Below are 24,803 nucleotides of genomic sequence, written 5' to 3'. Positions count from 1 at the left end.
TTTGATGTAAGACAGGTTTGGGACGTGCAACGGTTGTCTGTTTGCCGCCGTCGTGGATAGAATGGGGAAATTTTGCGTACGGGCAACATGACGCTTTCCCGTGCTTATCAGAACTACGCTTTCAGACGACCCCTTCCTTAATTTTTCGAACGCCCGATTGTAAAGATAAATGAACGAATAGGGCTGGTTTGGGTCAATGCTTAAATGGTTTTATTGCTTTCTTTACAAAAAAAACGAAAGGACTACCTCATGTCGGACAATACGCAACCTACGCGGCAGGGCTTGCCCTCGCTGCCGAAAAGCACGATTTGGATGCTCAGTTTCGGTTTTCTCGGCGTTCAGACGGCCTTTACCCTGCAAAGCTCGCAGATGAGCCGCATCTTCCAGACGCTCGGCGCCGACCCGCACAGCCTCGGCTGGTTCTTTATCCTGCCGCCGTTGGCGGGGATGCTGGTGCAGCCGATTGTCGGTTATTACTCCGACCGCACATGGAACCCGCGCTTGGGCGGCCGCCGTCTACCGTATCTGCTTTACGGCACGCTGATTGCGGTCATTGTGATGATTCTGATGCCGAACTCGGGCAGCTTCGGTTTCGGTTATGCGTCGCTGGCGGCTTTGTCGTTCGGCGCGCTGATGATTGCGCTGTTGGACGTGTCGTCGAATATGGCGATGCAGCCGTTTAAAATGATGGTCGGCGACATGGTCAATGAGGAGCAAAAAAGCTACGCCTACGGGATTCAGAGCTTCTTGGCGAATACGGGCGCGGTTGTGGCGGCGATTCTGCCGTTTGTGTTTGCGTATATCGGTTTGGCGAATACTGCCGAGAAAGGCGTCGTACCGCAGACCGTGGTCGTGGCGTTTTATGTGGGCGCGGCGTTGTTGGTGATTACCAGCGCGTTCACGATTTTCAAAGTGAAGGAATACGACCCGGAAACCTACGCCCGCTATCACGGCATCGATGTGGCGGCAAATCAGGAAAAAGCCAACTGGTTCGAACTCTTGAAAACCGCGCCTAAAGCGTTTTGGACGGTCACTCTGGTGCAGTTTTTCTGCTGGTTCGCTTTCCAATATATGTGGACTTATTCCGCTGGCGCGATTGCGGAAAACGTCTGGCACACGACCGATGCGTCTTCCGTAGGCTATCAGGAAGCGGGCAACTGGTACGGTGTATTGGCGGCGGTGCAGTCGGTTGCGGCGGTGATTTGTTCGTTTGTATTGGCGAAAATCCCCAATCGATACCTTAAGGCGGGTTATTTCAGCTGCCTGGCTTTGGGCGCGCTCGGCTTTTTCTCCGTATTCTTCATCAGCAACCAATACGCGCTGGTGTTGTCTTACATCTTAATCGGTATTGCTTGGGCGGGCATCATCACTTATCCGCTGACGATTGTAACCAACGCCTTGTCGGGCAAGCATATGGGCACTTATTTGGGCTTGTTCAATGGCTCCATCTGTATGCCTCAGATTGTTGCTTCGCTGTTGAGCTTCATGTTGTTCCCGATGATGGGCGGTTTGCAGGCCAATATGTTCTTGGTAGGGGGCGTCGTCCTGCTGCTGGGCGCGTTTTCCGTGTTCCTGATTAAAGAAACACACGGCGGCGCATAATTTTCTTCATTTATCGGCAGGAGGGTCGTCTGAAACTTCTGCCGACGCTTTATTTGATTTAAGTAAGACGAACCGTATTTCAAAACGGTTTGCCATAAAACCATCAAAACAGGAGCTTTACGATGTATACAAGAATCATGGAAGTCAGCCCTTGGACGCTGCGTTCGGCAAAACTGGAAAAAGAACACAAACGGCTGCAAGAGAGCCTGACCAGCTTGGGCAACGGCTATATGGGTATGCGCGGCAGCTTTGAGGAAACCTATTCTGCCGACAGCCACTTGGGCACCTACATCGCCGGCGTGTGGTTCCCCGACAAAACCCGCGTCGGCTGGTGGAAAAACGGCTACCCCAAATATTTCGGCAAAGCCATCAACGCGCTCAATTTCAGCAAAGTCAAAATCTTTGTCGACGGGCAGGAAGTGGATTTGGCGAAAAACGACGTTGCCGGCTTCTCCGTCGAACTCGATATGCAGCACGGCGTGTTGCGCCGCTCGTTCACCGTATTCGGCGTGCGTTTCGATGTGTGCAAATTCCTGTCCGTCGCGCAAAAAGAGCTGGCGGTTATCCGCTGGGAAGCTGTGTCCGTTGACGGCAAAACCCACCAAGTCCGCATTGATTCCATCATCGACGCCGATGTGAAAAACGAAGATTCCAACTACGAAGAAAAATTCTGGCAGGTATTGGACAAAGGCGTTTCAGACGACCGCTCCTACATTGCCACCCAAACCGTCGCCAATCCCTTCGGCGTGGAACAATTCATCGTCAACGCCGAGCAAACCTTCGCCGGCAGCTTCAAAGCCCTCGGCGGCAGCCAAACCGACTGGCAGGTCTCCAACTCTTTCGAAGCCGAAGTCGGCAGTACGCCCGAAACCTTTGAAAAACGCGTGATTGTTACCACCAGTCGCGATTATCAGGGCTTGGAAGCGGTGAAAGCCGCAGGCCGCGCCTTGTCGGAAAAAATCGCAGGCGTTGCGTTTGAAACCTTGCTGGAGGCGCACAAAGCAGGCTGGCTGCACCGTTGGGAAATCGCCGACGTGGTCATCGAAGGCAGCGACGAAGCGCAACAAGGCATCCGCTTCAACCTGTTCCAACTGTTCTCCACCTACTACGGCGAAGACGCACGCCTGAACATCGGCCCCAAAGGCTTTACCGGCGAAAAATACGGCGGCGCGACCTATTGGGACACCGAAGCCTACGCCGTGCCGCTCTACCTCGCACTGGCGGAACCGGAAGTTACCCGCAACCTGCTGCAATACCGCCGCAACCAACTGCCGCAGGCGCAGCACAACGCGCGCGAACAGGGCTTGGCGGGTGCACTCTATCCGATGGTAACGTTTACGGGCATCGAGTGCCACAACGAATGGGAAATCACCTTCGAGGAAATCCACCGCAACGGTGCGATTCCTTACGCCATCTACAACTACACCAACTACACCGGCGACGAAAGCTATCTTGCCAAAGAAGGTTTGGAAGTCTTGGTCGAAGTGTCCCGCTTCTGGGCGGACCGCGTCCACTTCTCCAAACGCAACGGCAAATACATGATTCACGGCGTAACCGGCCCGAACGAATACGAAAACAACATCAACAACAACTGGTACACCAACACCCTCGCCGCATGGGTATTGGACTACACCCGCGAAGCCTTGGCGAAATACCCGCGTCCGGATTTGAACGTGAGTGCCGCCGAGCTGGAAAAATGGGCGGACATCAGTGCGAATATGTACCGTCCGCATGACGGAGAACTCGGCGTATTCGTGCAGCACGACGGCTTCCTCGACAAAGACATCCGCCCCGTGTCCGCGCTTTCGCCCGACGATTTGCCGCTCAACCAGAAATGGTCGTGGGACAAAATCCTGCGTTCGCCCTTCATCAAACAGGCGGACGTATTGCAAGGCATCTATTTCTTCGGCGACCGTTTCAATATCGACGAAAAACGCCGCAACTTCGACTTCTACGAACCGATGACCGTGCATGAAAGCTCGCTGTCGCCTTGTATCCACGCCATCCTTGCCGCCGAACTGGGCAAAGAAGAAAAAGCCGTGGAAATGTACCAGCGCACCGCCCGCCTGGACTTGGACAACTACAACAACGACACCGAAGACGGCCTGCACATTACTTCCATGACCGGCTCGTGGCTCGCCATCGTCCAAGGTTTCGCCCAAATGAAAACTTGGGGCGGCAAACTCAGCTTCGCCCCGTTCCTGCCGAGTGCGTGGACAGGCTACGCCTTCCACATCAACTACCGAGGCCGTCTGATTAAAGTCGCCGTCGGTAAAGAAAACGTGGTCTTCACCCTGCTCAAAGGCGAACCGCTCGAATTGCAGGTGTACGGCAAAGACATCACGCTCAACGGCAGCCACACCGTCGCGTTGGAAAAATAAGGAGGGCGCAAAATGACTTTTACCGCAGTCCTCTTTGACCTCGACGGCGTCATCACCGATACCGCCGAATACCACTACCGCGCATGGAAAAAGCTTGCCGAAGAACTGGGCATCAGCATCGACCGCAAGTTTAACGAGCAGCTCAAAGGCGTGTCGCGCGACGATTCGCTCAAACGCATCCTCGCGCACGGCGGCAAAACCGTCAGCGAAGCCGAGTTCGCCGAACTGACCCGCCGCAAAAACGACAACTACGTCGAAATGATTCAGGCGGTCAAACCCGAAGACGTGTATCCCGGCATTTTGCCCCTGCTGGAAGCATTGAGGGCAAACGGCAAAAAAATCGCCCTTGCGTCCGCCAGTAAAAACGGTCCGTTCCTGCTGGAACGCATGGGGCTGACCCACTTCTTCGACGCCGTCGCCGACCCTGCCGCCGTCGCGCATTCCAAACCCGCCCCCGACATCTTCCTCGCCGCCGCCGAGGGCGTGGGCGCGGACATCCGCCACTGCATCGGCATCGAAGACGCCGCCGCAGGTGTCGCCGCCATCAAAGCTTCCGGCGCCTTGCCCATCGGCGTGGGCAAAGCCGAAGACTTGGGCAGCGACATCGCGCTGGTGTCCGGCACCGCCGAGCTGACCTACGCCTACCTGCAAAACGTGTGGGCACAGTCGGGCAGGTAAAACGCGTCAGGTAAAGTTGTTAAGGAAGTAAAAAGGTCGTCTGAAAACCTGAATTTTGGTTTTCAGACGACCTTTCTCATTGGAAAAATATAGTGGATTAAATTTAAATCAGGACAAGGCGACGAAGCCGCAGACAGTACAGATAGTACGGCAAGGCGAGGCAACGCCGTACTGGTTTAAAGTTAAGCCACTATATTTCTAGCGTTTCAAAGCCAATGTCAATACGCCCGCCGTAACCAGCCCCAGCCCAATCCATTCCTGAGTGCTGGGGCGTTCATCCAAAAAGACCACCGCCATCAGCGCAACCAATACCAAGCTGAATTTATCGACGGGGGCGACTTGCGAAGCGTTGCCCAGTTGTAGGGCTTTGAAGTAGGCGAGCCAAGATGCGCCGGTGGCGAGGCCGGAGAGAATCAGGAAAGTCCAATTTCTTCCTGTAAACCCGTTCACACCCTGCCATTTGCCGGTATAGGTCAGGAACAAGACCAGCGCGGCAAGGATGACCAGCGTGCGGATGAAAGTGGCAAAATCTGAATCGATGCCCTGCAAACCCATTTTGGCGAAAATCGCCGTCAACGAAGCGAAACCTGCGGAAGCCAATGCCCAAAAAAGCCATGCGTTGCCGCTCATGTTTTTCCTTTCTGAATCAAAATCCGATCTTATGGGGGATGGGAGAGATACTATTTGACGTCCCCATATTATATCCATCCGATGATGCGAATGTTTCCCATCATACCACCGGATAGGATTGCTTTAAACGGAAAAGGCCGAATCCCTGACTTCGGGTTCGGCCATTTTGACGGTGAGAGATTATCTGAAATTTTATCGGCGGTATTGGGCGGAATCTATTTTCAGACGACCTAATTGTCTATCAGATAACTTTTTCTTTAAATTCTGGCTTTTTGTCGATAAAGCCGTCAATCGGCGCATAGCCGAGGAAGTCGGCGTTTTCATCCATGACGACAATCCAGTTTTTGATTTTCCCGCTGGTAAGCGGCAGGAAAAATAGAGGTTTGTCGGCTTGTTTGACGGAGGTGGCTTTGAGGATGTCCGCTTCGCTCATGTTTCGGGCGATGGCAAGTTCTGCCAAAGGTTTCATCGCACTGCGGATTTTCGCACGTTCGGCAGGACTGTCGGGCTGCCACCAATTCGGGCGCATACTCGGTTCTATGCCTTTGAGGGAAAGGCTGAGGCTTTCGTTGGCTTCTTCGACGGTTGCAGGATCGCGCAGGGCGACGCGTTCGATGCCGAACCACGGCAGTTGATGCATTTCTTCAGGAGCTTTGGCTAAATCCGCTTCGTCGATTTCAGCGGCGGTAACAATGTTGATGCGGTCTTTTTCAAAGGCTGCAACGACGGGGCGCGCTAAGGAAACGCTGTGCAAGCCGTAAACCAGCGCGGCGAGCTGGATGATACCGACCAAAGAAAAATCAGTAATGCGTTCGCGCAGTTTTTTCTTAGGGCTGGCGAGAATCAGTGTTAGAAGGGGGCCGCAGACAATATCGACCGAGACGACGAGAGTGTACAAATTCAATCCGCCCGTCAGTTCTGAATAGGGGTAGGGATACCAGACAGCGAAGACCAAAAGTGCCGCGAGGCCTGCAAGAATCAGGCTGACGACAAGATGCCAGCCCGCGTTTTTGAGGGCAAAACGCCAACGGGAGGGAGTTTGGGTATTTTCCATTTGTTATTTCCGTAATGTAATTATTGAGGGAATTATTTTTGAAGGTCGGTATTATATATGAATATGACCGACAACATAGAGTTTCATGGTGCAAAACGTGAGGGATGTGGTGTGGCAGCAAAAAAGTTGAATAAAAAGGTCGTCTGAAAACGGATTTAGGTTTTCAGACGACCTTTTTATATTATCTGCTTAACCCAAAACCGACGGCACGAATCGGGCGATGGTATCGCGCAGGACGATGAGTTTGCCGTGGAAGAAGTGGGATGAGCCGGCAATGGTGATGACGGGCAAACCTTGCGGTTCCGCCCAAGTCAGGGCTTTATTGATTTCGACAACTTCGTCCTCCGCGCCATGAATCATCAGGGTTTTGGATACATCGGGGACGGAGGCAGGCTCAGGACGGTCAGTGTAGTGGTGTACTGCCGCGCCGATGAGCAGCAGCAAATCCGGTTTGCGCTCTTGGGCGGCGAAGGTGGCGACATAGCCGCCGAAGGAGAAACCTGCCAATGCGAACAGTTCGGCTTCGGGGTGTTGTGCGCGGGCATAGTCGATGACGGCGATACAGTCTTGCGTTTCGCCACGCCCGTAGTCGTGAACACCTTCGCTGTTGCCTACGCCGCGCAGGTTCGGCAGGTAGCAGTGGAAGCCGAGTTGCGATAAGGCTTTGGCGGCGGTTTGGATGACTTTGTTGGTGTTCGTGCCGCCTTGCAGCGGGTTGGGATGGTTGATGACTGCCACGCCGCGTGCAGGTGTTTGCGCGGCTGGAAGATAGATGGTTTCGAGCAGCCCTGCGGGGCCTGCGATTTGGATGATGTCGGGTTTTTGCATGGGAGGTTTCCTTGGGGGGTGTTTGGGTATGGGAATATGTGTTGCCTGCAAGACGTCGTCTGAAAACTGGGGATTCGGGTTTTAGACGACCTTTTGTTGTGTGGTTTGTGTTACCACATCAATATTTTGGGCATGGGCGTTACTTCGTAACCGTCTTTGCGCAGCAATTCGATCAAGCCTTGTTCGGACATCAGGTGCATGATGCCGACGGCGAACAGCGTGCTTTTTTCGGCGGATTGGGCTTTGATTTCAGGCAGCCATTTCAAATTGCGGCCGACTAGCATGTCTTTCTCAAGCCAGTTCAACATAAAAGGGGCAAGTTCAGGGTATTTTTTCAGGGTGTCCCTGTCGTATTTTTGCTGGATGTCGGCGAAGCCTTCAAAGTTGCCTACTTCGTAAAGGTGGTACATTTCATTAATTTGTTCTGAAAAGGCTTTTTTGTCGTCTGAGATTTTCAAGATGCGGACGAGGGTGTCTTCAGGCAGGTTTGAAAAAAATGCCGCCATTTCGGGCATGGTTTCGAGGAAGCGGCGAGCTTTGCCTGTTTTTTGGGCTGACTTGGAAAGTAACATATCGACTCCGGTCATCGAGCTGTATTCGGCAGGATAAACGCTTTGGATAAATAGAAATGCTGCCCAAGGTTTCATACCGTCGGCGGCATCCGCCATAGGCGCGGTCTCGGGATTTTGACGGAAGGCTTCTTGCAAGGCTTGGAAAGCTTTATCGCCGAGCTTGGTTTTTAGGGATTTGGTGTCGGCGGCTTGGCTGAAAAACTGTTGGTATTGTTGTTGCGTCTCCGGATTTTCTTCCGGTAATACGTCGGTTTCCGTGGTCAGTTGTTCGACGGAGGCAAGCAGGTTTTCGGCTTCTTTCGATAGGACGGCTTCTTTCTTGCCGATGTGGATGGTGCCGGCAAGGTAAGAGTCGGGCTGACCTGCCTTACTGATTTTCCAAACGTTGCTGGACAGTTGCGGTACCGACCAGTCGATAGACGGAGCGGAGGCGGTTTTGATTTTTTCATCGGAAGCAGTATGTTCTGCCTCGGGTTGGCAGGCGGTCAGGGTAAGGAGGGTAAAGCCTGCGGCAAGGAGGGAAAGGAATGGGCGCATGAAATTTCCTCTGAAAGATGCGGGCAACGGGATGATGTGCAATGTATAGTGGATTAACTTTAAACCAGTACGGCGTTGCCTCGCCTTAGCTCAAAGAGAACGATTCTCTAAGGTGCTGAAGCACCAAGTGAATCGGTTCCGTACTATCTGTACTGTCTGCGGCTTCGTTGCCTTGTCCTGATTTTTGTTAATCCACTATCTTTGAATGGTTGCAATACGCCAAGCCGACAAGCAAGGTCGTCTGAAAAGGGATATGAGTTTTCAGACGACCTTTATCTGTCGGATTCGACCACTCTATTTCTGATGTTCCGCCAGTTTCAGGTAAACGCCGGCAACGTCTTGTTCGCCGTAACCTGCTGCGACGGCTTGACGGTAGCTCTCGGCAACGGTTTCAACGGCAGGCAGCGAATTGCCCGCCTGTTTCAATTCGTTGACGGCGAGGTTGAGGTCTTTTGAGGCGTGTTTGAGGGCGAAGGCGGGCGGGAATTCGCGGTTTGCCCACAGGGATTTTTTGGTTTGGAACATGGGCGAATCCATGGCAGAGCCGCCGACGGCTTCGATGATGGTGTCGGTATCGATGCCGAATTGACGCGCCATCAGCATGGCTTCGCTGTATGCCTCGCCGAAAATGCCCAAGAGCGAATTGAGCACGAGTTTCGCGCCGGAGCCTTTGCCGACGTTACCGAAGTGGAAGGTTTTTTTGCCGAGGATGCCAAACACTTTTTGCAGCGGATTTAAAACATTTTCTTCGCCGCCGAAGAGAATCAGCAGCGTGCCGTTGGTGGCGGGGACAACCGAGCCGGAGACGGGGGCTTCAGCGAACTGTCCGCCCGCTGCCTCGACGATGGCTTTGACGGCGAGGTTTTCGGACGGGGCGATGGTGCTCATGTTGACGATGATTTTGCCGTCAAGCTCTTTGCGGGTTTCTTCGTCGAGGATGTCGAGGATGGCGGCGTAGTCGGAAACCATCAGGAAAATAACGGGATACGCGCGGATAAGTTCGGCGCGGCTGGGGTAAACTTTCGCGCCTTTGGTTTGCAGGTCGGCGGTTTTATCGGGCGAGCGGTTGTAAACGCCGACTTCGATGCCCGCATCGAGCAGGCGCGTTACCATCGGGTTGCCCATCTGCCCCAGGCCGATCCAGCCGATTTGAGTGTATTCATTGTTTGACATGGTGTTTGCTCCTTTGTTGGTTTGATTTGCCATCATATCGGTTTGGCGGTCGTCTGAAAAGTTTTGAAGGTTTTCAGACCGCTTTTTGGCGAAGTCCAAATGAGAACATCCGCCGTTATTCCTTTGCAAACAGGAATAGCGGCGGATTGGTGTTTTCTATAACTATGCTGTTTTTTCTTTTCAGACGACCTTTCGGATCAGTATCGGATATCGACGGTTACCTTATCTTTATACTCGCCCGGCGTATAGTCGGTGTTTTGGACTTCTGCCGAAATGGTGTGCGTCTGATTACTGCTGTCGCCGGTAAATCTTTGCGCGCTGCCTGAGCCCGAAGATTGGTTGCCCCAGAGCTCTGAACTGTTCCCTTTTTTGAGAACGTAGGGGACTTTGTCGGTGTTGGCGGGATTGGCGGATTTCATCTCGCCCTTGCCTTCCTGATTACCGTTGGAAGGAATCAGACCGACGGTGTAGGGCGTACCGTTGGTGCAGCGGATGGTGAGGTTGCCTGACTGTCTCAGGTTGGTACTGCCTGCGGTGTGTGTGCCGAAGTCGATGTCGTCGGCGGAGATGAATTCGCAGACGGGGCTGGCGTGTGCCTGTACCGTAAAGGGGAAACTGTCGTTGGATGAGTAATATGTACCGCAGTTGGTAGGACGGTCTTGCCAAAAAGTTGAGTTCCAGTTGAGTGAGGCAGATATACCATTAAAGATAGCTTCATACGGGCTTCCGTCAGCGTAAGGTGCGGCGGTTTCCTGATGGTTGAGAAGCTTCGCAGTGAGAGTAACTTGCCCTGATTTAGTACTGTTTGGGCCGATAACCAACATCTCGGTCATATAGGGCTTGGCGTTGCTGTTGGGCGCGTTACTGCCCCAGACGGTGCCGTCGGGTTTGTAGAGCTGGAATTGTAAGGTATTGGTGGGACGTTTCGGATGCGCAAGCAATCTAGGGTTGTTTTGAGATGGGGAACGATTGCTTCCGTCGATGTTGAAGCACAGGCGTGTGTAGGTAGTATAGGGTCTAAGAACGTGTTCATTGTCTCAGCCTCTGCTGTAAACTATCGGCATGAACAGAAAAACCTACCCAAGCGATATCAGTCGCGAGCAATTTGCGCCTCTCCTTCCCCTGCTGGAAAGTGCCCGTAAACGCACAGCGCCACGCCAGGTGGACTTGTACGATGTCTTTTGTGCCATTCTCTACCTGCAACGCACTGGCTGCTCCTGGCGCGCTTTGCCGGGCGACTTCCCCAAATGGCGCACCGTGCATTCCTACTTCCAGAGATGGACCGAACCACGCGAGAGTGGCATCAGCATCCTTGAGGAAGCATTAAAAAAATCAGGTAGTTGCGGAGCACCGCAAGCAGGGGCGCCATGAAGCAACTACTTTCCTGATTATTGATGCGCAGAGTGTGAAGAACACGGATACCGCCATGGAAAAAGGCTACGATGCGGGCAAGAAGGTTAGCGGTATCAAGCGACATATAGCGGTTGACACGCAAGGTTTGCCGCATGCCCTTGCGGTAACGACGGCGGATGTTACGGATAGAAAAGGCTGCCTGGTGGCATTGGAACGTGGGCGGGATAATCTTGGTGCGATACAAAAAATCCTTGCTGACGGTGGTTACACGGGTAAGGCATTTGCTTCGTCGGTACAGGAGTTGATTGGTGCGGAGGTAGAGATTGCCAAACGAAACGAATTGCACCGTTTTGCAGTATTGCCGAAGCGATGGGTAGTAGAGCGCAGCTTTTCCTGGTTGGAAAAGAACAGGCGGCTTTGGAAAAACTGCGAGCGTAAGTTGAGTACCAGTCTGCAAATGGTAGCTTTGGCTTTCTTGGGAGTCCTGCTACGAAGACTATGAACACGCTCTAAGGTTGAGGCATTCATAGGTAATGGTAGCTTGGACTTCAGGAATCTGTCCTTCGAGCAGATTGATGCCTTGGGTAGGAGTACCAAAGGACAAGACGTTGCCACCTGCGCCTGAGATGCTGCTGACAGAGGCGGTACATTTCATATAGTCGCCCACTATGCCATTGTGCGCCCATGCTTGGGCAGGCGAAAACATCAGCCACAAGGCTGCGGCGAATATGGTTTTCGGGAGTAGTCGCAAAGGTTGAATGAAATCTGCCGTGTTTATTTTCAGACGACCTTTTGCTGAATGAGCGTGGATTATCTGCATATGATGTCTCCCAGTTCCGGGATGGAATCCGGATTGTGTGTTTCAGGGTAGTCCGCTTCGAAGGTGCAAGTGCCGCCGTTTTCGGGGAGGATGACGGTGAAGCGGTTTCTACCTTCTTTCATGTTTTCAATATATGTTTTGCCGTCGAAGCCGGTTACAGCGGCAGGTGTGCCGTCTTCGGCAGTAATGCTGCCGCCGCTCGGGAGTAATTGGTTTTGTGCGTCTTTCAGCGTCATGGTGGCGGCGCGGGTGCGCTGGATTTTGAATTCGACGCGCATACCCGAGCGTTCGGGCGGGGCGATTTCGGCAACGGTGTGTTCGAGCTGGACGTCCAGCGGCAATTCGGCAATATCGACGCTGACGGTGTTTTTTTGGTAGGCGGAGAGGCTGGGGATCAGTGCCAGCCCTTCGCGGTTGGTTTTGCCTACGGGCATACCGCCTGCGCGGATGGGGACGTCCGCCATATCGCCGGTGCTGACGACGGCGAAACTGTCGTTGACTTGGCGGGTGGTGAAGAGGCTGCCGCCCATGAGGACGAGGCCGCCCCTCCAGCCTGCGTTCCAGTTGCTGTTGCCGCTTTGGCTGTAAACGTTTGCCCAGCCGTCGCCGTAGGTGTTTTGATGGCGGATGTTACCGTTGAAGGTATTGCTGCGGCTGCCGTTTGCATTGTCGTTTTGCTGCCAGCCTATGCCCCAGCTGGTGCTGCCCATGCCGCTGCTGGTTTTGTTCAGGGTTGCCTGATAGCTGTTGTTGTGTTTGTTTCTGCTGATGCCTGCGGAGGTTGAATAGCCGTTGTCGAGGCTGACGGAGAGGCCCGCGTGGAAACTCAGTTCGCGCCTGTTGCGGAAGTTTTTATTGGCGCCGGCGTAGAGCGAAGTACGGTTTTTGAAGCTGCGGCTCCAGCCGAACGAGCCTACGCCGTCGGCGGGGCTGCCTTCGGTGTGGGAATGGACGTAGGATAGGCTGAATGAGCCGAGTTTGTCGCTGCTCCAGCCTGCGGATGCGGAGGCGGATGTGGCGGGGTGGCGGGTGGCTTTGAAAAAGTCTGCGCCGTATGCAGTGTCGCCCAGTTCGGCAAATTGCCCGTTGGTACGGCTTGCGCCCGCGCTGAAGGAGAGCCTGTCCCATTGGGTGCTGAAAAACGCGCTGCCGCGCCGTCCTGTTTTGCCCGCAAAGCGGCTTTCGGCATAGGTAAGATTGAGTTGTCCGAGCGAACCTAATACGGTATCGGCGGCAATGCCCGCCTGACGGTAGCCGCGCGCGGCTTCGCCGTGGATTTGGGCGGTCAGGGTATTGCTGACGCCGTAACGCAGCGTGCCGGAGGCGGCGGGGTCGGATTGGTATTTGGCGGAACGGATGCCGTAATCGCGGCGGACGTAGCCTGCTTCAAACGACCATTCGTTCAAGCCTTTTGCCAAAAGTCCGCTGCCGCCGTAAAGCGGCATATCGACGACGACGGTGCGTCCCAGTACGTCGGTGGCGACGACTTGGGCGTTGCTGCGGCCGCTGATGGACGGCGGCAGGATGAGTTCGTATTCGCCCGCTTCGATGTCGCGGCTCATTTGTTTGACGCCGTCGAGGTAGAGGTCGACCGTGCCGGGCAGGGTGCTTTTACCGAGGTAGGAGCGCAGTGGGGCGGTTTGTTTCCACGGGCGGGTGTTGTAAGTGCGGGAGATTTTGATACCGCCGATGCGTGTGCCGCCCCATGAGCCGATTTGTCCGGTCAGGGTGTCGCCGACGGTCAGCGATATGCCTTGTTCGGGCCAGACGGTGCGCCAGTAGGTATCCAGGCGGGCGGTGTTGCCGTGGGCGCCGCTTTCTTTGTTGCGGCTACGGTTGGCAAATTGGGTGTGGTTCAGATAGCCCCAAGGCGTACTCAGGCGTATTTCGCCGAAAACGCCCTGTGTGCCGTTGCCGGAGCGGTTGCGCGAGATATTGGCGTCATAGTTCAGAACGGCGGCAAAGCCGGGTTTGGCGATGGCGTAGCGGTTTTCCTGCGGTGCGCCGATTCGGGCGGTTTTCAGGTCGGGCTGCCATTCGAGGGGGGCGGTGAGGTCAAGGGTTTGCGCGGAGGCATCGTATTTCGCCTGCAAGCCGGGGATGGCGGAGAGTTCGAACCATACGCCTGCGCCAGGTGTGGATGCGCCGTCCTGAATTTCAGGCACAATGCCGTTTTTACCCGCCTCGGCAGCTTCTGCGTCGGGCAGGGCAATGCCGTAGGCGCGCAGAGATTCGGGACGCGCATACAGCACGCCGTTACGCGACATGAAGGGTTCGATACCGTCGCGTATGCTGCCGTTGACTTTGACCTGAGGGTAAACGGTCAGCCATGCCTGCTCGTAGGCAGCAGGCGCCGCCTGCGTCAGGATGTCTTGAGCAGGGGAGGGCAGGGCGTAGAAACACAGCATCAACGCGGCACTCAGCCGGGTGAGCCGTGTCCTTAGGTCATGGGGCGGCAAACCGTACCTCCGTTTGGATCGGCATACCGTTTACCGTGGCATTCAGACGACCTTGGTTCAGAGAGGCGGGGGAAACTTCCAATTCGCGTTTCCAAGTGTTGCCCGGCAGGACGTAGCCCGCCAGACCGCTTGCCAGCGTCAATGGGTCTTTGGCGGAGGTCGTCTGAAAAGTAATATTGCTCAGTTGTGCATGGGCATTGCCCGTGTTTTCGGCAACCAAAACCGCTTTGCCGTTCGCGGTTTTTTCCGCGCGCCATTGCAGTTTCGGTTCGGCATTGTTTTGAACGTTGACAAACAGCGGCAGCGAATAGCGCATCACCAACTGAATGCCTTTTCGTGGTTTCGCATCGGGAGCGGGCAGCTCGTCCACAATCAGGCGGTAGGCTTCTTCAGCCTGTTTGTCAGACGGTTTGACGCGCATCACGCGGAACTGCTGCTGCGCACCCGCTTCCAGTTTGACCATGGGCGGGCTGGCAATGACGGCATCGGTAGGTTCGAGCACTTCACCGCCGTTTGCGTCCTGCGTCCAACGGAATACGCGCACTTGTGCCGTCAACGGCTCTGCGCCCTTGTTTCCCAAAGTAAAAATACCCGCCCGCTGTTTGGCGGGCAGGGAAAGCGATGTCGGACTGACTTGCAAGCCGGCGGCATGGCTTGGTAAAACCGCTACCGCCGTCAGCATACCGACCAGTGTGCTGATTGCTTTTTGCATGAGAATTTTTTAGTTGTTTTGTTTTGAGGGAGTAACCTAGATTAGTAGGACCGGGTTACTTTGACTTGGTCTTGGTAGGTATCGATAAATTTGTTTAATTCACCTGCTTTGACAGTTGCAAATACAGGGAGTTTGACTGCTTGGGCATCACTTAAACCCTGTCCTGTCAATGAAAGAAGGTCGGCACCTGAATTGCCCCAAGGATTGTTGCTGTTGGTTTCTTGGACTGTTTCATTTATGCCTGAGCCGCTTACGACAGGTTTTTGAAGTTGATAGTTAACGGTGTCATTATTTTGTTTTGATGTACGAGAGATGCCCCACATTGTGCCTTCACCATTGTTGCTTGGTACGTTTTGAGGTCCCAAACCTACTGTGAAAAGTGTGTTTTTACTGCAACGGATATTCAGACCAGTAGCTATACCGCCAATGTTTTTTTCGGTAATAGCAGTTGAGTTTGATGATGCGACATGTGTGCTAAAATCAATGTCTGCCCCAGCTAGACTTGGACTTTCAGTAGTAATTTTTGTACTGTTCAATGCGCTGTTTGTTGTTAGAACTTCGCAAGTGCCGGTCAATTTCAGGTGTACGTTGAAATGGCCTTCTTTAGTTTCGGCCATTGCAGCATTGCCCATCATCATGAGGGAAGCCAAAGCCAGAGAAGTTAAAGTAAAACGTGTTTTCATCGGATTTATCCTTAGAGCGTGTTCATAGTCTTCGTAGCAGGACTCCCAAGAAAGCCAAAGCTACCATTTGCAGACTGGTACTCAACTTACGCTCGCAGTTTTTCCAAAGCCGCCTGTTCTTTTCCAACCAGGAAAAGCTGCGCTCTACTACCCATCGCTTCGGCAATACTGCAAAACGGTGCAATTCGTTTCGTTTGGCAATCTCTACCTCCGCACCAATCAACTCCTGTACCGACGAAGCAAATGCCTTACCCGTGTAACCACCGTCAGCAAGGATTTTTTGTATCGCACCAAGATTATCCCGCCCACGTTCCAATGCCACCAGGCAGCCTTTTCTATCCGTAACATCCGCCGTCGTTACCGCAAGGGCATGCGGCAAACCTTGCGTGTCAACCGCTATATGTCGCTTGATACCGCTAACCTTCTTGCCCGCATCGTAGCCTTTTTCCATGGCGGTATCCGTGTTCTTCACACTCTGCGCATCAATAATCAGGAAAGTAGTTGCTTCATGGCGCCCCTGCTTGCGGTGCTCCGCAACTACCTGATTTTTTTAATGCTTCCTCAAGGATGCTGATGCCACTCTCGCGTGGTTCGGTCCATCTCTGGAAGTAGGAATGCACGGTGCGCCATTTGGGGAAGTCGCCCGGCAAAGCGCGCCAGGAGCAGCCAGTGCGTTGCAGGTAGAGAATGGCACAAAAGACATCGTACAAGTCCACCTGGCGTGGCGCTGTGCGTTTACGGGCACTTTCCAGCAGGGGAAGGAGAGGCGCAAATTGCTCGCGACTGATATCGCTTGGGTAGGTTTTTCTGTTCATGCCGATAGTTTACAGCAGAGGCTGAGACAATGAACACGTTCTTAGTATGTGAGTTTAGATGTGTATTGACACAGTCTCCGTAATATTTTCTGAGACCTTTGCAAAAAAGCCCTTCCCCCCGACAGCCGAAACCCAAACACAGGTTTTCGTCTATTTCCGCCCCTAATTGCTCCTGATTTTACCCAAATATCCCCTTAATCCTCCCCGAATACCCGATAATCAGGCATCCGGGCCGCCTTTTAGGCGGCAACAGGCACACTTAGCCTGTTAGCCGCTTTCAACAGGTTTAAACACATCGCCTTCAGATGGCTTTGCGCACTCACTTTGAGCAGACCAAAATAGGCTGCCCGGGCGTAGCGGAATTTACGGTGCAGCGTACCAAAGCTTTGCTCGACCACATAACGGGTCTTCGACAAATATCGGTTGCGTTTGGTTTGCGCTTCCGTCAGCGGACGGTTGCGGTGGGCTTTGCGCATAATGCCGTCCAGCAACCGATGTTCTTTCAGATGTTGCCGGTTTTCCGCACTGTCGTAGCCTTTATCGGCATAGACGGTCGTACCTTCGGCAATGCCTTCCAGCAAAGGCGACAGGTGGTTGCACTCATGGGTATTGGCGGGGGTGATGTGCAGTTTCTCGATATAGCCTTCCTCATCGGTACGGGTATGTTGTTTGTAACCGAGTTTGTAGAGACCGTTTTTCTTTGTCCAGCGGGCATCTTTGTCTTTACTCGGTGTGGTTTGGCCGCTGACTTGTCCTTCTTCATCGACTTCTATGGCCTGACGCTGTTTGCTGCCGGCGGTCTGAATAATGGTGGCGTCAATGACGGCGGCGGATGCTTTCTCTACTTTTAGGTTTTTTTCGGTCAGTTGGCGGTTAATCAGTTCCAGCAATTCGGACAGGGTGTCGTCTTGCGCCAGCCAGTTGCGGTAGCGGCATAAGGTGCTGTAATCGGGGATGCTCAGTTCGTCAAAACGGCAAAATAGGTTGAAATCGATGCGGGTGATGAGACTGTGTTCGAGTTCGGGATCGGAGAGGCTGTGCCATTGTCCGAGCAGGACGGCTTTGAACATGGACAACAGTGGATAGGCGGGACGGCCGCGGTGGTCTCGAAGGTAACGGGCTCTTTGACGATTCAGGTATTGTTCGATCGGTTGCCAATCAATCACCTGATCCAACTTCAATAATGGGAAGCGGTCGATGTGTTTGGCGATCATGGCTTGTGCGGTTTGCCGGAAGAAGGTGCTCATGGAAAATCCCCTAAATGTCTTGGTGTGAATTTAGGGGATTTTGGGGAATTTTGCAAAGGTCTCTTTCTGTGTAACGCTTATACGTCAGGCTTTTGTGCTTGAACGGTATATATGACATTATTATGATTTGCATTTATTGTTGCAATCGTTATTGTTTTTTATTTATAAGTTCCTGTGTTTTTTGTAAATTTTTGTATTATTTTTGTTGTTTTTTTTGCAAAGTGAAAGGCTTAATCGGTTGATTAAAAGGATAAAAGGTCGTCTGAAGGCGGTATTCAAGGTTTGCGGGGTTTTCAAATCACATTGATTTGAAAACCTGGAAATGTCAGAATTGTATGCGGGAAACGCCGCATCGAAAGGCAAGGTCGTCTGAAAGCATTTATAATCCCGCTTTCAGACGACCTTTTGAACATCCGTTCTCTCAATCAAATTGACCTTATGAAACCCAAATTCATCACTCTGGACGGCATAGACGGCGCGGGTAAATCTACCAATCTTGCCGTTATCCGCCAATGGTTCGAATCCCATAATCTTCCTGTATTGTTTACCCGCGAGCCGGGCGGTACGCCTGTCGGCGAGGCTTTGCGCGAAATTTTGTTGAACCCTGAAACCAAGGCGGGATTGCGCGCGGAGACGTTGATGATGTTTGCGGCGCGGCAGCAGCATCTTGAAGACGTTATCCTGCCTGCGCTGGCAGACGGCATTCATGTCGTTTCCGACCGTTTTACCGATGCGACTTTTGCGTATCAGGGCGGCGGGCGCGGCGTGCCTCTTCAAGATATTGAAATGCTGGAGAATTGGGTGCAGGGCGGGTTTGGTCCTGATTTGACTTTGCTGCTGGACGTGCCGCTGGAAGTGTCGATGGCGCGTATCGGACAGACGCGCGAGAAGGACCGTTTCGAGCAGGAGCAGGCGGATTTTTTCACCCGCGTGCGTGCTGTTTATCTCGAACGCGCCGCCGCGCATCCCGAACGCTACGCGCTTATCGACGGCAACCGGAGTTTGGAGGAGGTGAGGGCGGATATCGAACATGCGCTGGCGCGCAGTTTCGGTATGGATGTTTAAAACCGAATGAAGGTCGTCTGAAAGCATACGTTTTTGCTTTGAGGTTGTTTGTTTCAGATGAAAATAGCGGTATGCGCCGCATTGGGAACATGGTAAAATTACACGCTATTACAAAATAGGTTTATTTGTTAATAAATAAGCCGCTTTGTAATGCCAAACGTCCCGAAACCAACGTTTCAGACGACCTCGTCTCAACATCTCTCTCGCAACAGGATCGAAAAATGGAAAACTCATTAAAAGAAGCCGCACTGAAATTTCACGAATTCCCCGTGCCGGGTAAAGTCTCCGTTACCCCCACCAAATCGCTGGCCACGTCCAAAGACTTGGCTTTGGCGTACTCGCCGGGCGTTGCGGCTCCTTGTATGGAAATCCATGCCGATCCGCAAAATGCGTACAAATATACCGCCAAAGGCAACTTGGTTGCCGTGATTTCCAACGGTACCGCCGTTTTGGGCTTGGGAAACATCGGCGCGTTGGCGGGCAAACCTGTGATGGAAGGCAAAGGCGTATTGTTTAAAAAATTCGCTGGTGTGGACGTATTCGACATCGAAATCGATGAAAAAGACCCGCAAAAACTGGTGGACATCATCGCCGCGTTGGAACCGACTTTCGGCGGCATCAACCTCGAAGACATTAAAGCGCCTGAATGCTTCTACATCGAACGCGAATTGCGCAAACGCTGCAAAATCCCGGTATTCCACGACGACCAACACGGTACCGCCATCATCACCGCTGCTGCCGTATTGAATGCCCTGCGCTATACCGGCCGTAAAATCGAAGAAGCGACCTTGGTTTGCTCCGGCGCGGGTGCGGCTGCGATTGCCTGCTTGAACCAACTGCTCGATTTGGGTTTGAAACGCGAAAACGTTACCGTTTGCGACTCCAAAGGCGTGATTTACAAAACCCGCGAAGACAAAGACCGTATGGACGAGTCCAAACAGTTCTACGCCATTGAAGACAACGGTCAACGTGTGCTTGCCGATGCCGTCAAAGGCAAAGACATCTTCTTGGGCCTCTCCGGCGCGAACCTGCTGACGCCTGAAATGCTGAACACCATGAACGCCAAGCCTATCGTGTTCGCCATGGCAAACCCGAATCCGGAAATCCTGCCGCCGCTGGCAAAAGAAACCCGTCCGGACGTGGTCATCGGTACCGGCCGTTCCGACTTCCCGAATCAAGTGAACAACGTATTGTGCTTCCCGTTCATCTTCCGCGGCGCGTTGGATGTCGGCGCGACGACTATCAACGAAGAAATGAAACGCGCCTGCGTGTACGCCTTGGCAGATTTGGCAATGGAAGAGGTAACCGAAGAAGTGGTTGCCGCATACGGTAAGAAATTTGAATTCGGTGCGGAATACCTGATTCCGACCCCGTTCGACTCCCGCCTGCTGCCGCGCGTTGCTTCCGCTACTGCTAAAGCAGCGATGGAAAGCGGCGTGGCAACCCGTCCGATTGCAGACTTGGAAGCCTATGCTGCCAAACTGAGCGAATGGAAACTGTAATCCGGTTTTAATTTGAATGTGATGTAGAAAAGGTCGTCTGAAAACTTTCAGACGACCTTTTTTCGTTTTACAGAATCTTTAGCAATGCCGAAGGCGATGCGATGCGGTAGTCGGGTTGCCAAGTTTCGGTTTGGTCTTCGGCGGCGATATAGCCCCAGTCGGCAAGTACGGTTTTCATGCCCGCGTTGCGTCCGGCCTGCATGTCGCGTTCGGCGTCGCCGACGTAAACCGTGTGTTGCGGGTCGGCATGGATTTGTTCGCACGCATACAGCATGGGTTTGACGCTGGGTTTGGATTCGCCGCAGGTGTCGCCGCTGACGACGACGGCGGGCGGGATGACGAAGCCGAGTTTGGGGACGAGTTTGTCGGTGAAGCGCATGGGTTTGTTGGTGATGATGCCCCATTTGATGCCGCGTCTGTCGAGTTCGGCAATCATTTCGTTCACGCCGTCGAACAGCGTGGTTTTGTCGGCATAGCAAAGGCTGTATGCTTCAAGGCATTCTTGCCGCCATGCTGCGAAATCAGGATGTTCGACAGTCATACCGACGCCGATTTTCAAAAGGCCGGCCACGCCGTGGCTGGCATACGGGCGGATTTCCGCGATGCTTTTTTCGGGCAGGTTGTGGCGGCGCAATACGGTGTTGAGTGCGCCGCCGAGGTCTAGGGCGGTGTCGGCGAGCGTGCCATCGAGGTCGAACAATACGGCTTGTATCATGTGTTTTCCTTTGGTTTTTTCGATGGGGTCGTCTGAAAAGGGTTTCAGACGACCTTTGGGGTTAGTGGTGGTGATGGTGCGCGCTATCGGTCTCGTTGGCACACAAGACGCTGTCAGGATGCGGGTGGCGTTCGCTTTCGATTTGGATGGTGCAGTGTCCGATGTTTTTGTGGGACAACTCGTGTTCGATGCGGTAGGCGATTTGCTCGGATTCGGCAACGGTTATGCTGCCGTCCACGACGATGTGGCAGGATAGGACGTTGATATTGCTGGTAATCGTCCAAACGTGTAAATCGTGGACGGATTTAACGCCGTCGGTGTTGCGGATGACGGCGAGCAGGTCGTCGGTGTGGATGTTTTCGGGCGCGCCTTCCATGAGGATGTGCAGCGTTTGTTTGAGCAGGCCCCAGCCGCTGCGTCCGACCAGCGCGGCAACAAACACGCTGGCGAGCGGATCCGCCCATTTCCAGCCGAACGCCATCATGAGTACGGCGGCGGCAATCGCGCCGATTGAGCCGACAAGGTCGCTTAAAACGTGCAGATACGCGCCGCGCATGTTGACGTTGGCTTCGGTGTCGCTGTTTTTCAGCATATAAACCGCCACACCGATGTTGACCAGCAGCCCGATCACGCTGATGACGAGCATCCCCAGCGTGGCGATTTCGGGCGGATAAAGCAGGCGTTTGACGGCTTCGTAGAAAATCAGCACGGCGATGACCACCAGCGACAAACCGTTAAACATGGCGGTGAGGATTTCAAAACGTTTGTAGCCGAAGGTCTTTTGCAGCGTGGTTTCTTTTTCGCCGAGTTTGAACGCCCACAACGCCACGCCTAAGGAAAATGCGTCGCTGAACATATGCCCCGCGTCGGAAAGCAGCGCGAGCGAGTGGGTCAGCCAGCCGCCGACCGCCTCCAGCAGCATAAAGGCGGCGATGATGATGAACGACACGCGCAATACTTTTTTGTTGGCGGTATGCGTGTGGGCGTGTGCGTGATGATGGTGTTCGTGATGGTGAGACATAACGTTCCTCAACAGAGGTCGTCTGAAAATCCGGATGCAGGGTTTTCAGACGACCTTTTTGCCTTGTTTCAAACCCTGCTCGAAATCTTCCAACATATCCAATTCGAAGCGGCTGAAGCCCGCTTTTTCCCGCGCTTCGATATTCACATAGCCGCGGAAGATAAACATATCGTAACGGGCAATCAGACTGCGGAACAGGGCGACAGGTTCCAAACCGCGTTCGCGGCAGAGGTGTTGATACCAATGGTTGCCGATGGCGACATGGCCCACTTCGTCGCGGTAAATGATGTCCAACACGCCGCAGGTTTCCGAATCGCCGCGCTGTTCCACCTTCGCGCGTATCCCCGGCGTAACGTCCAGCCCGCGCGCCTCCAATACGCGCGGCACCAACGCCATGCGCAACAGCGGGTCGTAGGCGGTTTTATACGCCATGTCCCACAAATGGTTGTGCGCCTCGAAATCGCCGTAATCGAAGCCGAAAGCGCGCAGCCTTTCGCGCATCAGGCGGAAGTGGTACACCTCTTCCTTCGCTACCCGCACCCAGTCGCGCACAAACTGAAACGGCAGCGTGCGGAAACGGTATGCCGCGTCCAAAGCCAGATTGATGGCGTTGAACTCGATATGCGCAATCGCGTGCAGCATCGCCGCATAGCCTTCGGTCGTGTTCATCTTGCGCGGCGTCAGTTGCGACGGCGCAACCAAAACAGGCTTCGGCGGCCGTCCCGCGTGGCGGAAGTCCAGCGGCGCAGCGTTTGCCTCAGCGCCGTCCATGTTCTGAACGGCGGCAAACGCCTCGTCCGTCAGCCGTCCTTTTTCATCGGGGTCGTCTGAAAGCAGGGCAAGTTCCAGCAAAGCATAGATATCAGGTTTCATTCCAAGTCCGCCGTTTTTCAGAAAACAAATATTATAGCGTTTAAAAAAAACAATATAAGGAATATAATCTTTACAATTTGGCGTTGTGCGTCAAAAACCATTAAATACCACAGTTTGCGCAGTCGGCATACATTAAAGAATTGTGAAACCCGATTGTCTTTTCCGCAGGAAAAAATCCCGCAGCTTCAAAAAATTAGCCTTCGGGAAACACTGTTTGCAAAATGTAAACCGCCCATAAGCGGCTTGCATTGTTATTTTGTAACATCGATACTGGGCGCCACACCCCTTCCAACAAGGAAAAATAATGATGAAACAACACAACCTGTTCAAATTCCTCGCCGCTTCCGCCCTGACCGCGACCATCGGTTTCGCACAGGCAGGCGCAGTGGATGCACTCAAGAAATTCAACAACGACGCCGACGGCATCAGCGGCAGCTTCACCCAAACCGTCCAAGGCAAAAAGAAAACCCAAACCGCACACGGCACTTTCAAAATCCTGCGTCCGGGCCTCTTCAAATGGGAATACACCAAACCCTACAAACAAACCATCGTAGGCGACGGTCAAACCATTTGGCTCTACGACGTTGATTTGGCACAAGTGACCAAGTCCGCCCAAGACCAAACCATCGGCGACAGCCCCGCCGCCATCCTCTCCAACAAAAACGCCCTTGACAGCAGCTACTCCCTCAAAGAGGACGGCTCGTCCAACGGCATCGACTACGTCTTGGCAACGCCCAAGAAAAACAACGCCGGCTACCAATACATCCGCATCGGTTTCAAAGGCGACAACCTCGCCGCCATGCAGTTGAAAGACAGCTTCGGCAACCAAACCTCCATCAGCTTCGGCGGTTTGAACACCAAGCCCAACCTCTCGCGTGGCGCATTCAAGTTCACCCCGCCCAAAGGTGTGGATGTGTTGAGCAACTGATTGTTTGATCATAAAAAGGTCGTCTGAAAGGTTTCAGACGACCTTTATGTTTTTGAAGTTGTCGGTGATGCGTGTTTGAGTGGAAACCGCCTCTAGCCGACACAATCCGGATTTGAGGTTGCCGGTCGGATGGCAGGTAGGAAAAGTTCAAAGCGTCGTAACAAAGCGGATACCAAAAGGTCGTCTGAAAATATTTCAGACGACCCCGTTCGTTTATACTTTAGGCTTTTTCGCCAACATGGTAACAAACTTAAACTGTATCGGATTGCCCGCCGCATCTTTCGCGTGCATGGCGCCGAGTTCCTCTTTGTATTCGACAATCTCCCAGTCGCGGTAGTATTCGCGCAACTCGCCTTCTTTAAATTTAAACGGAAAAGGCATAGGGCAGGGGAAGTCTTCAGTGTCCATCGCCGAAACGATCAGGTTGTAGCCGCCCGGGTTGGTGTGCGCCTGCATATCTGCAATCACTTGCGGCACAAAGCGAGGATACAAGAACATAAACACAACCGTCGCCACGATATAGTCGAAATGATCTTGAAGGTTGGCGGCATTCAAATCATATTCTACCGCCCGCACGTCCAGGTCTTCGATGCGCGCCAACTCGTTGACGTTTTGCACCGCCTGCGGATTGTTGTCCACGGCGGTTACGTCAAATCCTTTCAAACCTAAAAACAGCGCATTACGCCCCTGACCGCAGCCCATATCCAAAGCCTTGCCCGCAGGAACGATATTTTCAGCCGCCACTACCGCCGAATGGGTCGCGCTCATGCCGTATTTCTTATTGAAATAATCCTTTGCCGCGCAATAAAGCGAGAGCTTGATTTCCGTGTCGTCCGTCAAAGGCTCGACCGTAAACTGTTGCTGCGGCGCGATCATGTGGTCGCCGTCTTCGGCAGTCAGCTCGACAGAAGCATTATCAGCTTCCGTCAATTTCAGACGACCTTGCAATACGTTCAGGCAAACCCATTCCCCTTCGTCAAACGCATGACCTACCCGCAGCGCGTCGGGAATCTCGTCTGCCTGCCAAACCGGCAGTTCCTGATAGCAAAAAAGCGCCATTTGTCCGTCCATTATCGGTTCCTTCCAATCTGTTTGCGATAAGGTGCATATTATATGCCTGTTTGGGGCAAAGCCGCTTGGCGGATTCAAACCTTG

Annotated in this window: 23 protein-coding genes and 2 pseudogenes; 8 read left to right on the top strand and 17 right to left on the bottom strand. The window is 53.4% G+C overall.

Annotated elements, in window-relative coordinates; all coding sequences use genetic code 11:
* Positions 1-249 precede the first annotated feature (249 nt).
* The 4 genes and pseudogenes from MON37_RS09330 to MON37_RS09315 all read left to right on the top strand — a co-directional run.
* Complete coding sequence (locus MON37_RS09330) at positions 250-1,602, top strand: SLC45 family MFS transporter (RefSeq protein ID WP_039409012.1); 1,353 nt, start codon at positions 250-252, stop codon at positions 1,600-1,602.
* A gap of 122 nt (positions 1,603-1,724) precedes the next feature.
* Entirely contained in the window at positions 1,725-3,983 is a 2,259-nt protein-coding gene (locus tag MON37_RS09325) for a glycoside hydrolase family 65 protein (RefSeq protein WP_039409015.1), read from the top strand.
* 12 nt (positions 3,984-3,995) lie between these two features.
* Positions 3,996-4,661, top strand: a complete 666-nt coding sequence (pgmB, locus tag MON37_RS09320) for a beta-phosphoglucomutase (protein WP_039409017.1) — start codon at positions 3,996-3,998, stop codon at positions 4,659-4,661.
* A gap of 82 nt (positions 4,662-4,743) precedes the next feature.
* Positions 4,744-4,857, top strand: a pseudogene (locus MON37_RS09315) (IS5/IS1182 family transposase); the annotation flags it as partial.
* A gap of 2 nt (positions 4,858-4,859) precedes the next feature.
* Here MON37_RS09315 and MON37_RS09310 read toward each other — a convergent pair.
* From MON37_RS09310 to MON37_RS09285, 7 genes and pseudogenes are all read right to left on the bottom strand, one after another.
* Entirely contained in the window at positions 4,860-5,291 is a 432-nt protein-coding gene (locus MON37_RS09310; protein WP_016687139.1) for an EamA family transporter, read from the bottom strand.
* A gap of 241 nt (positions 5,292-5,532) precedes the next feature.
* The gene (locus MON37_RS09305) at positions 5,533-6,345 is read right to left on the bottom strand and encodes a hypothetical protein (RefSeq protein ID WP_039409021.1); all 813 of its coding nucleotides are present in this window, start codon (positions 6,343-6,345) and stop codon (positions 5,533-5,535) included.
* 189 nt (positions 6,346-6,534) lie between these two features.
* Positions 6,535-7,173, bottom strand: a complete 639-nt coding sequence (locus tag MON37_RS09300; RefSeq protein WP_039409024.1) for an alpha/beta hydrolase — start codon at positions 7,171-7,173, stop codon at positions 6,535-6,537.
* A 110-nt stretch (positions 7,174-7,283) separates the two neighbouring features.
* Positions 7,284-8,282 carry a TraB/GumN family protein gene (locus MON37_RS09295; protein WP_039409026.1) on the bottom strand — a complete coding sequence of 333 codons (999 nt, stop codon included), beginning with the start codon at positions 8,280-8,282 and terminating at the stop codon, positions 7,284-7,286.
* Between the two features lies 1 nt (position 8,283).
* A pseudogene (locus MON37_RS12520) lies at positions 8,284-8,474 on the bottom strand (hypothetical protein); the annotation flags it as partial.
* Between the two features lie 102 nt (positions 8,475-8,576).
* On the bottom strand, positions 8,577-9,455 hold the full coding sequence (locus MON37_RS09290; protein WP_039409035.1) for an NAD(P)-dependent oxidoreductase: 879 nt from the start codon (positions 9,453-9,455) through the stop codon (positions 8,577-8,579).
* 197 nt (positions 9,456-9,652) lie between these two features.
* Entirely contained in the window at positions 9,653-10,396 is a 744-nt protein-coding gene (locus tag MON37_RS09285) for a Csu type fimbrial protein (protein ID WP_242883624.1), read from the bottom strand.
* 121 nt (positions 10,397-10,517) lie between these two features.
* Between MON37_RS09285 and MON37_RS09280 the strand changes: the two genes are divergently transcribed.
* Positions 10,518-11,310 (top strand): IS5 family transposase gene (locus MON37_RS09280; protein WP_234403659.1). Its coding sequence is split into 2 segments (ribosomal slippage): positions 10,518-10,781 and positions 10,783-11,310, totalling 792 coding nucleotides; the frame shifts between segments, so codons are not numbered across the junction.
* Here the strand turns inward: MON37_RS09280 and MON37_RS09275 are convergent.
* From MON37_RS09275 to MON37_RS09250, 6 genes are all read right to left on the bottom strand, one after another.
* Positions 11,305-11,628, bottom strand: a complete 324-nt coding sequence (locus MON37_RS09275; protein WP_039407742.1) for a hypothetical protein — start codon at positions 11,626-11,628, stop codon at positions 11,305-11,307. The two genes, MON37_RS09280 and MON37_RS09275, sit on opposite strands and share 6 nt — an antisense overlap.
* On the bottom strand, positions 11,619-14,036 hold the full coding sequence (locus MON37_RS09270; protein ID WP_039407744.1) for a fimbria/pilus outer membrane usher protein: 2,418 nt from the start codon (positions 14,034-14,036) through the stop codon (positions 11,619-11,621). The genes MON37_RS09275 and MON37_RS09270 overlap by 10 nt, the downstream gene beginning before the upstream one ends.
* Before the next feature lie 37 nt (positions 14,037-14,073).
* Positions 14,074-14,799 carry a fimbrial biogenesis chaperone gene (locus MON37_RS09265; RefSeq protein ID WP_039407746.1) on the bottom strand — a complete coding sequence of 242 codons (726 nt, stop codon included), beginning with the start codon at positions 14,797-14,799 and terminating at the stop codon, positions 14,074-14,076.
* Between the two features lie 41 nt (positions 14,800-14,840).
* Entirely contained in the window at positions 14,841-15,482 is a 642-nt protein-coding gene (locus tag MON37_RS09260) for a spore coat protein U domain-containing protein (RefSeq protein WP_039407748.1), read from the bottom strand.
* Positions 15,483-15,504: 22 nt separating this feature from the next.
* Positions 15,505-16,297 (bottom strand): IS5 family transposase gene (locus MON37_RS09255; protein ID WP_234403659.1). Its coding sequence is split into 2 segments (ribosomal slippage): positions 15,505-16,032 and positions 16,034-16,297, totalling 792 coding nucleotides; the frame shifts between segments, so codons are not numbered across the junction.
* Between the two features lie 239 nt (positions 16,298-16,536).
* Positions 16,537-17,544, bottom strand: a complete 1,008-nt coding sequence (locus tag MON37_RS09250) for an IS5 family transposase (protein WP_242883552.1) — start codon at positions 17,542-17,544, stop codon at positions 16,537-16,539.
* 438 nt (positions 17,545-17,982) lie between these two features.
* Between MON37_RS09250 and tmk the strand changes: the two genes are divergently transcribed.
* Positions 17,983-18,609: a dTMP kinase gene (gene tmk / locus MON37_RS09245; RefSeq protein WP_009311821.1), complete on the top strand. Its 627-nt coding sequence runs from the start codon at positions 17,983-17,985 to the stop codon at positions 18,607-18,609.
* 221 nt (positions 18,610-18,830) lie between these two features.
* Positions 18,831-20,111, top strand: coding sequence for a malic enzyme-like NAD(P)-binding protein (locus MON37_RS09240; protein WP_082013566.1), 1,281 nt, complete (start codon positions 18,831-18,833; stop codon positions 20,109-20,111).
* Positions 20,112-20,178: 67 nt separating this feature from the next.
* Here MON37_RS09240 and MON37_RS09235 read toward each other — a convergent pair whose 3' ends face one another.
* The 3 genes from MON37_RS09235 to MON37_RS09225 form a co-directional block, all read right to left on the bottom strand.
* Entirely contained in the window at positions 20,179-20,826 is a 648-nt protein-coding gene (locus tag MON37_RS09235; protein ID WP_039404213.1) for an HAD family hydrolase, read from the bottom strand.
* Positions 20,827-20,887: 61 nt separating this feature from the next.
* On the bottom strand, positions 20,888-21,847 hold the full coding sequence (locus MON37_RS09230; RefSeq protein ID WP_039404214.1) for a cation diffusion facilitator family transporter: 960 nt from the start codon (positions 21,845-21,847) through the stop codon (positions 20,888-20,890).
* 45 nt (positions 21,848-21,892) lie between these two features.
* Entirely contained in the window at positions 21,893-22,720 is an 828-nt protein-coding gene (locus MON37_RS09225) for a ferritin-like domain-containing protein (RefSeq protein WP_039404215.1), read from the bottom strand.
* 304 nt (positions 22,721-23,024) lie between these two features.
* Between MON37_RS09225 and lolA the strand changes: the two genes are divergently transcribed.
* Positions 23,025-23,648 (top strand): outer membrane lipoprotein periplasmic chaperone LolA, encoded by a 624-nt coding sequence (gene lolA / locus MON37_RS09220; protein ID WP_003768722.1) that lies wholly within the window; start codon positions 23,025-23,027, stop codon positions 23,646-23,648.
* A 213-nt stretch (positions 23,649-23,861) separates the two neighbouring features.
* On the opposite strand, the gene tehB is transcribed toward lolA, so the two are convergent.
* Positions 23,862-24,719 (bottom strand): SAM-dependent methyltransferase TehB, encoded by an 858-nt coding sequence (gene tehB, locus MON37_RS09215; protein ID WP_039404216.1) that lies wholly within the window; start codon positions 24,717-24,719, stop codon positions 23,862-23,864.
* Between the last annotated feature and the right edge of the window lie 84 nt (positions 24,720-24,803).

Origin of the sequence: Morococcus cerebrosus, from assembly GCF_022749515.1 — a bacterium.
Lineage (GTDB): Bacteria > Pseudomonadota > Gammaproteobacteria > Burkholderiales > Neisseriaceae > Neisseria > Neisseria cerebrosa.
The sequence above is the reverse complement of the archived record's forward strand: the minus strand, read 5'-3'. Positions and strand labels throughout refer to the sequence as shown.

Coding starts and splice junctions, on each gene's coding strand:
- MON37_RS09260 (WP_039407748.1), bottom strand. CDS start 15,482: ATGAAAACACGTTTTACTTTAACTTCTCTGGCTTTGGCTTCCCTCATG.
- tmk (WP_009311821.1), top strand. CDS start 17,983: ATGAAACCCAAATTCATCACTCTGGACGGCATAGACGGCGCGGGTAAA.
- MON37_RS09250 (WP_242883552.1), bottom strand. CDS start 17,544: ATGAGCACCTTCTTCCGGCAAACCGCACAAGCCATGATCGCCAAACAC.
- MON37_RS09275 (WP_039407742.1), bottom strand. CDS start 11,628: ATGCAGATAATCCACGCTCATTCAGCAAAAGGTCGTCTGAAAATAAAC.
- MON37_RS09235 (WP_039404213.1), bottom strand. CDS start 20,826: ATGATACAAGCCGTATTGTTCGACCTCGATGGCACGCTCGCCGACACC.
- MON37_RS09310 (WP_016687139.1), bottom strand. CDS start 5,291: ATGAGCGGCAACGCATGGCTTTTTTGGGCATTGGCTTCCGCAGGTTTC.
- MON37_RS09290 (WP_039409035.1), bottom strand. CDS start 9,455: ATGTCAAACAATGAATACACTCAAATCGGCTGGATCGGCCTGGGGCAG.
- MON37_RS09330 (WP_039409012.1), top strand. CDS start 250: ATGTCGGACAATACGCAACCTACGCGGCAGGGCTTGCCCTCGCTGCCG.
- MON37_RS09295 (WP_039409026.1), bottom strand. CDS start 8,282: ATGCGCCCATTCCTTTCCCTCCTTGCCGCAGGCTTTACCCTCCTTACC.
- MON37_RS09265 (WP_039407746.1), bottom strand. CDS start 14,799: ATGCAAAAAGCAATCAGCACACTGGTCGGTATGCTGACGGCGGTAGCG.
- MON37_RS09305 (WP_039409021.1), bottom strand. CDS start 6,345: ATGGAAAATACCCAAACTCCCTCCCGTTGGCGTTTTGCCCTCAAAAAC.
- tehB (WP_039404216.1), bottom strand. CDS start 24,719: ATGGACGGACAAATGGCGCTTTTTTGCTATCAGGAACTGCCGGTTTGG.
- MON37_RS09240 (WP_082013566.1), top strand. CDS start 18,831: ATGGAAAACTCATTAAAAGAAGCCGCACTGAAATTTCACGAATTCCCC.
- MON37_RS09230 (WP_039404214.1), bottom strand. CDS start 21,847: ATGTCTCACCATCACGAACACCATCATCACGCACACGCCCACACGCAT.
- MON37_RS09300 (WP_039409024.1), bottom strand. CDS start 7,173: ATGCAAAAACCCGACATCATCCAAATCGCAGGCCCCGCAGGGCTGCTC.
- MON37_RS09225 (WP_039404215.1), bottom strand. CDS start 22,720: ATGAAACCTGATATCTATGCTTTGCTGGAACTTGCCCTGCTTTCAGAC.
- MON37_RS09270 (WP_039407744.1), bottom strand. CDS start 14,036: ATGCTGTGTTTCTACGCCCTGCCCTCCCCTGCTCAAGACATCCTGACG.
- MON37_RS09325 (WP_039409015.1), top strand. CDS start 1,725: ATGTATACAAGAATCATGGAAGTCAGCCCTTGGACGCTGCGTTCGGCA.
- lolA (WP_003768722.1), top strand. CDS start 23,025: ATGATGAAACAACACAACCTGTTCAAATTCCTCGCCGCTTCCGCCCTG.
- pgmB (WP_039409017.1), top strand. CDS start 3,996: ATGACTTTTACCGCAGTCCTCTTTGACCTCGACGGCGTCATCACCGAT.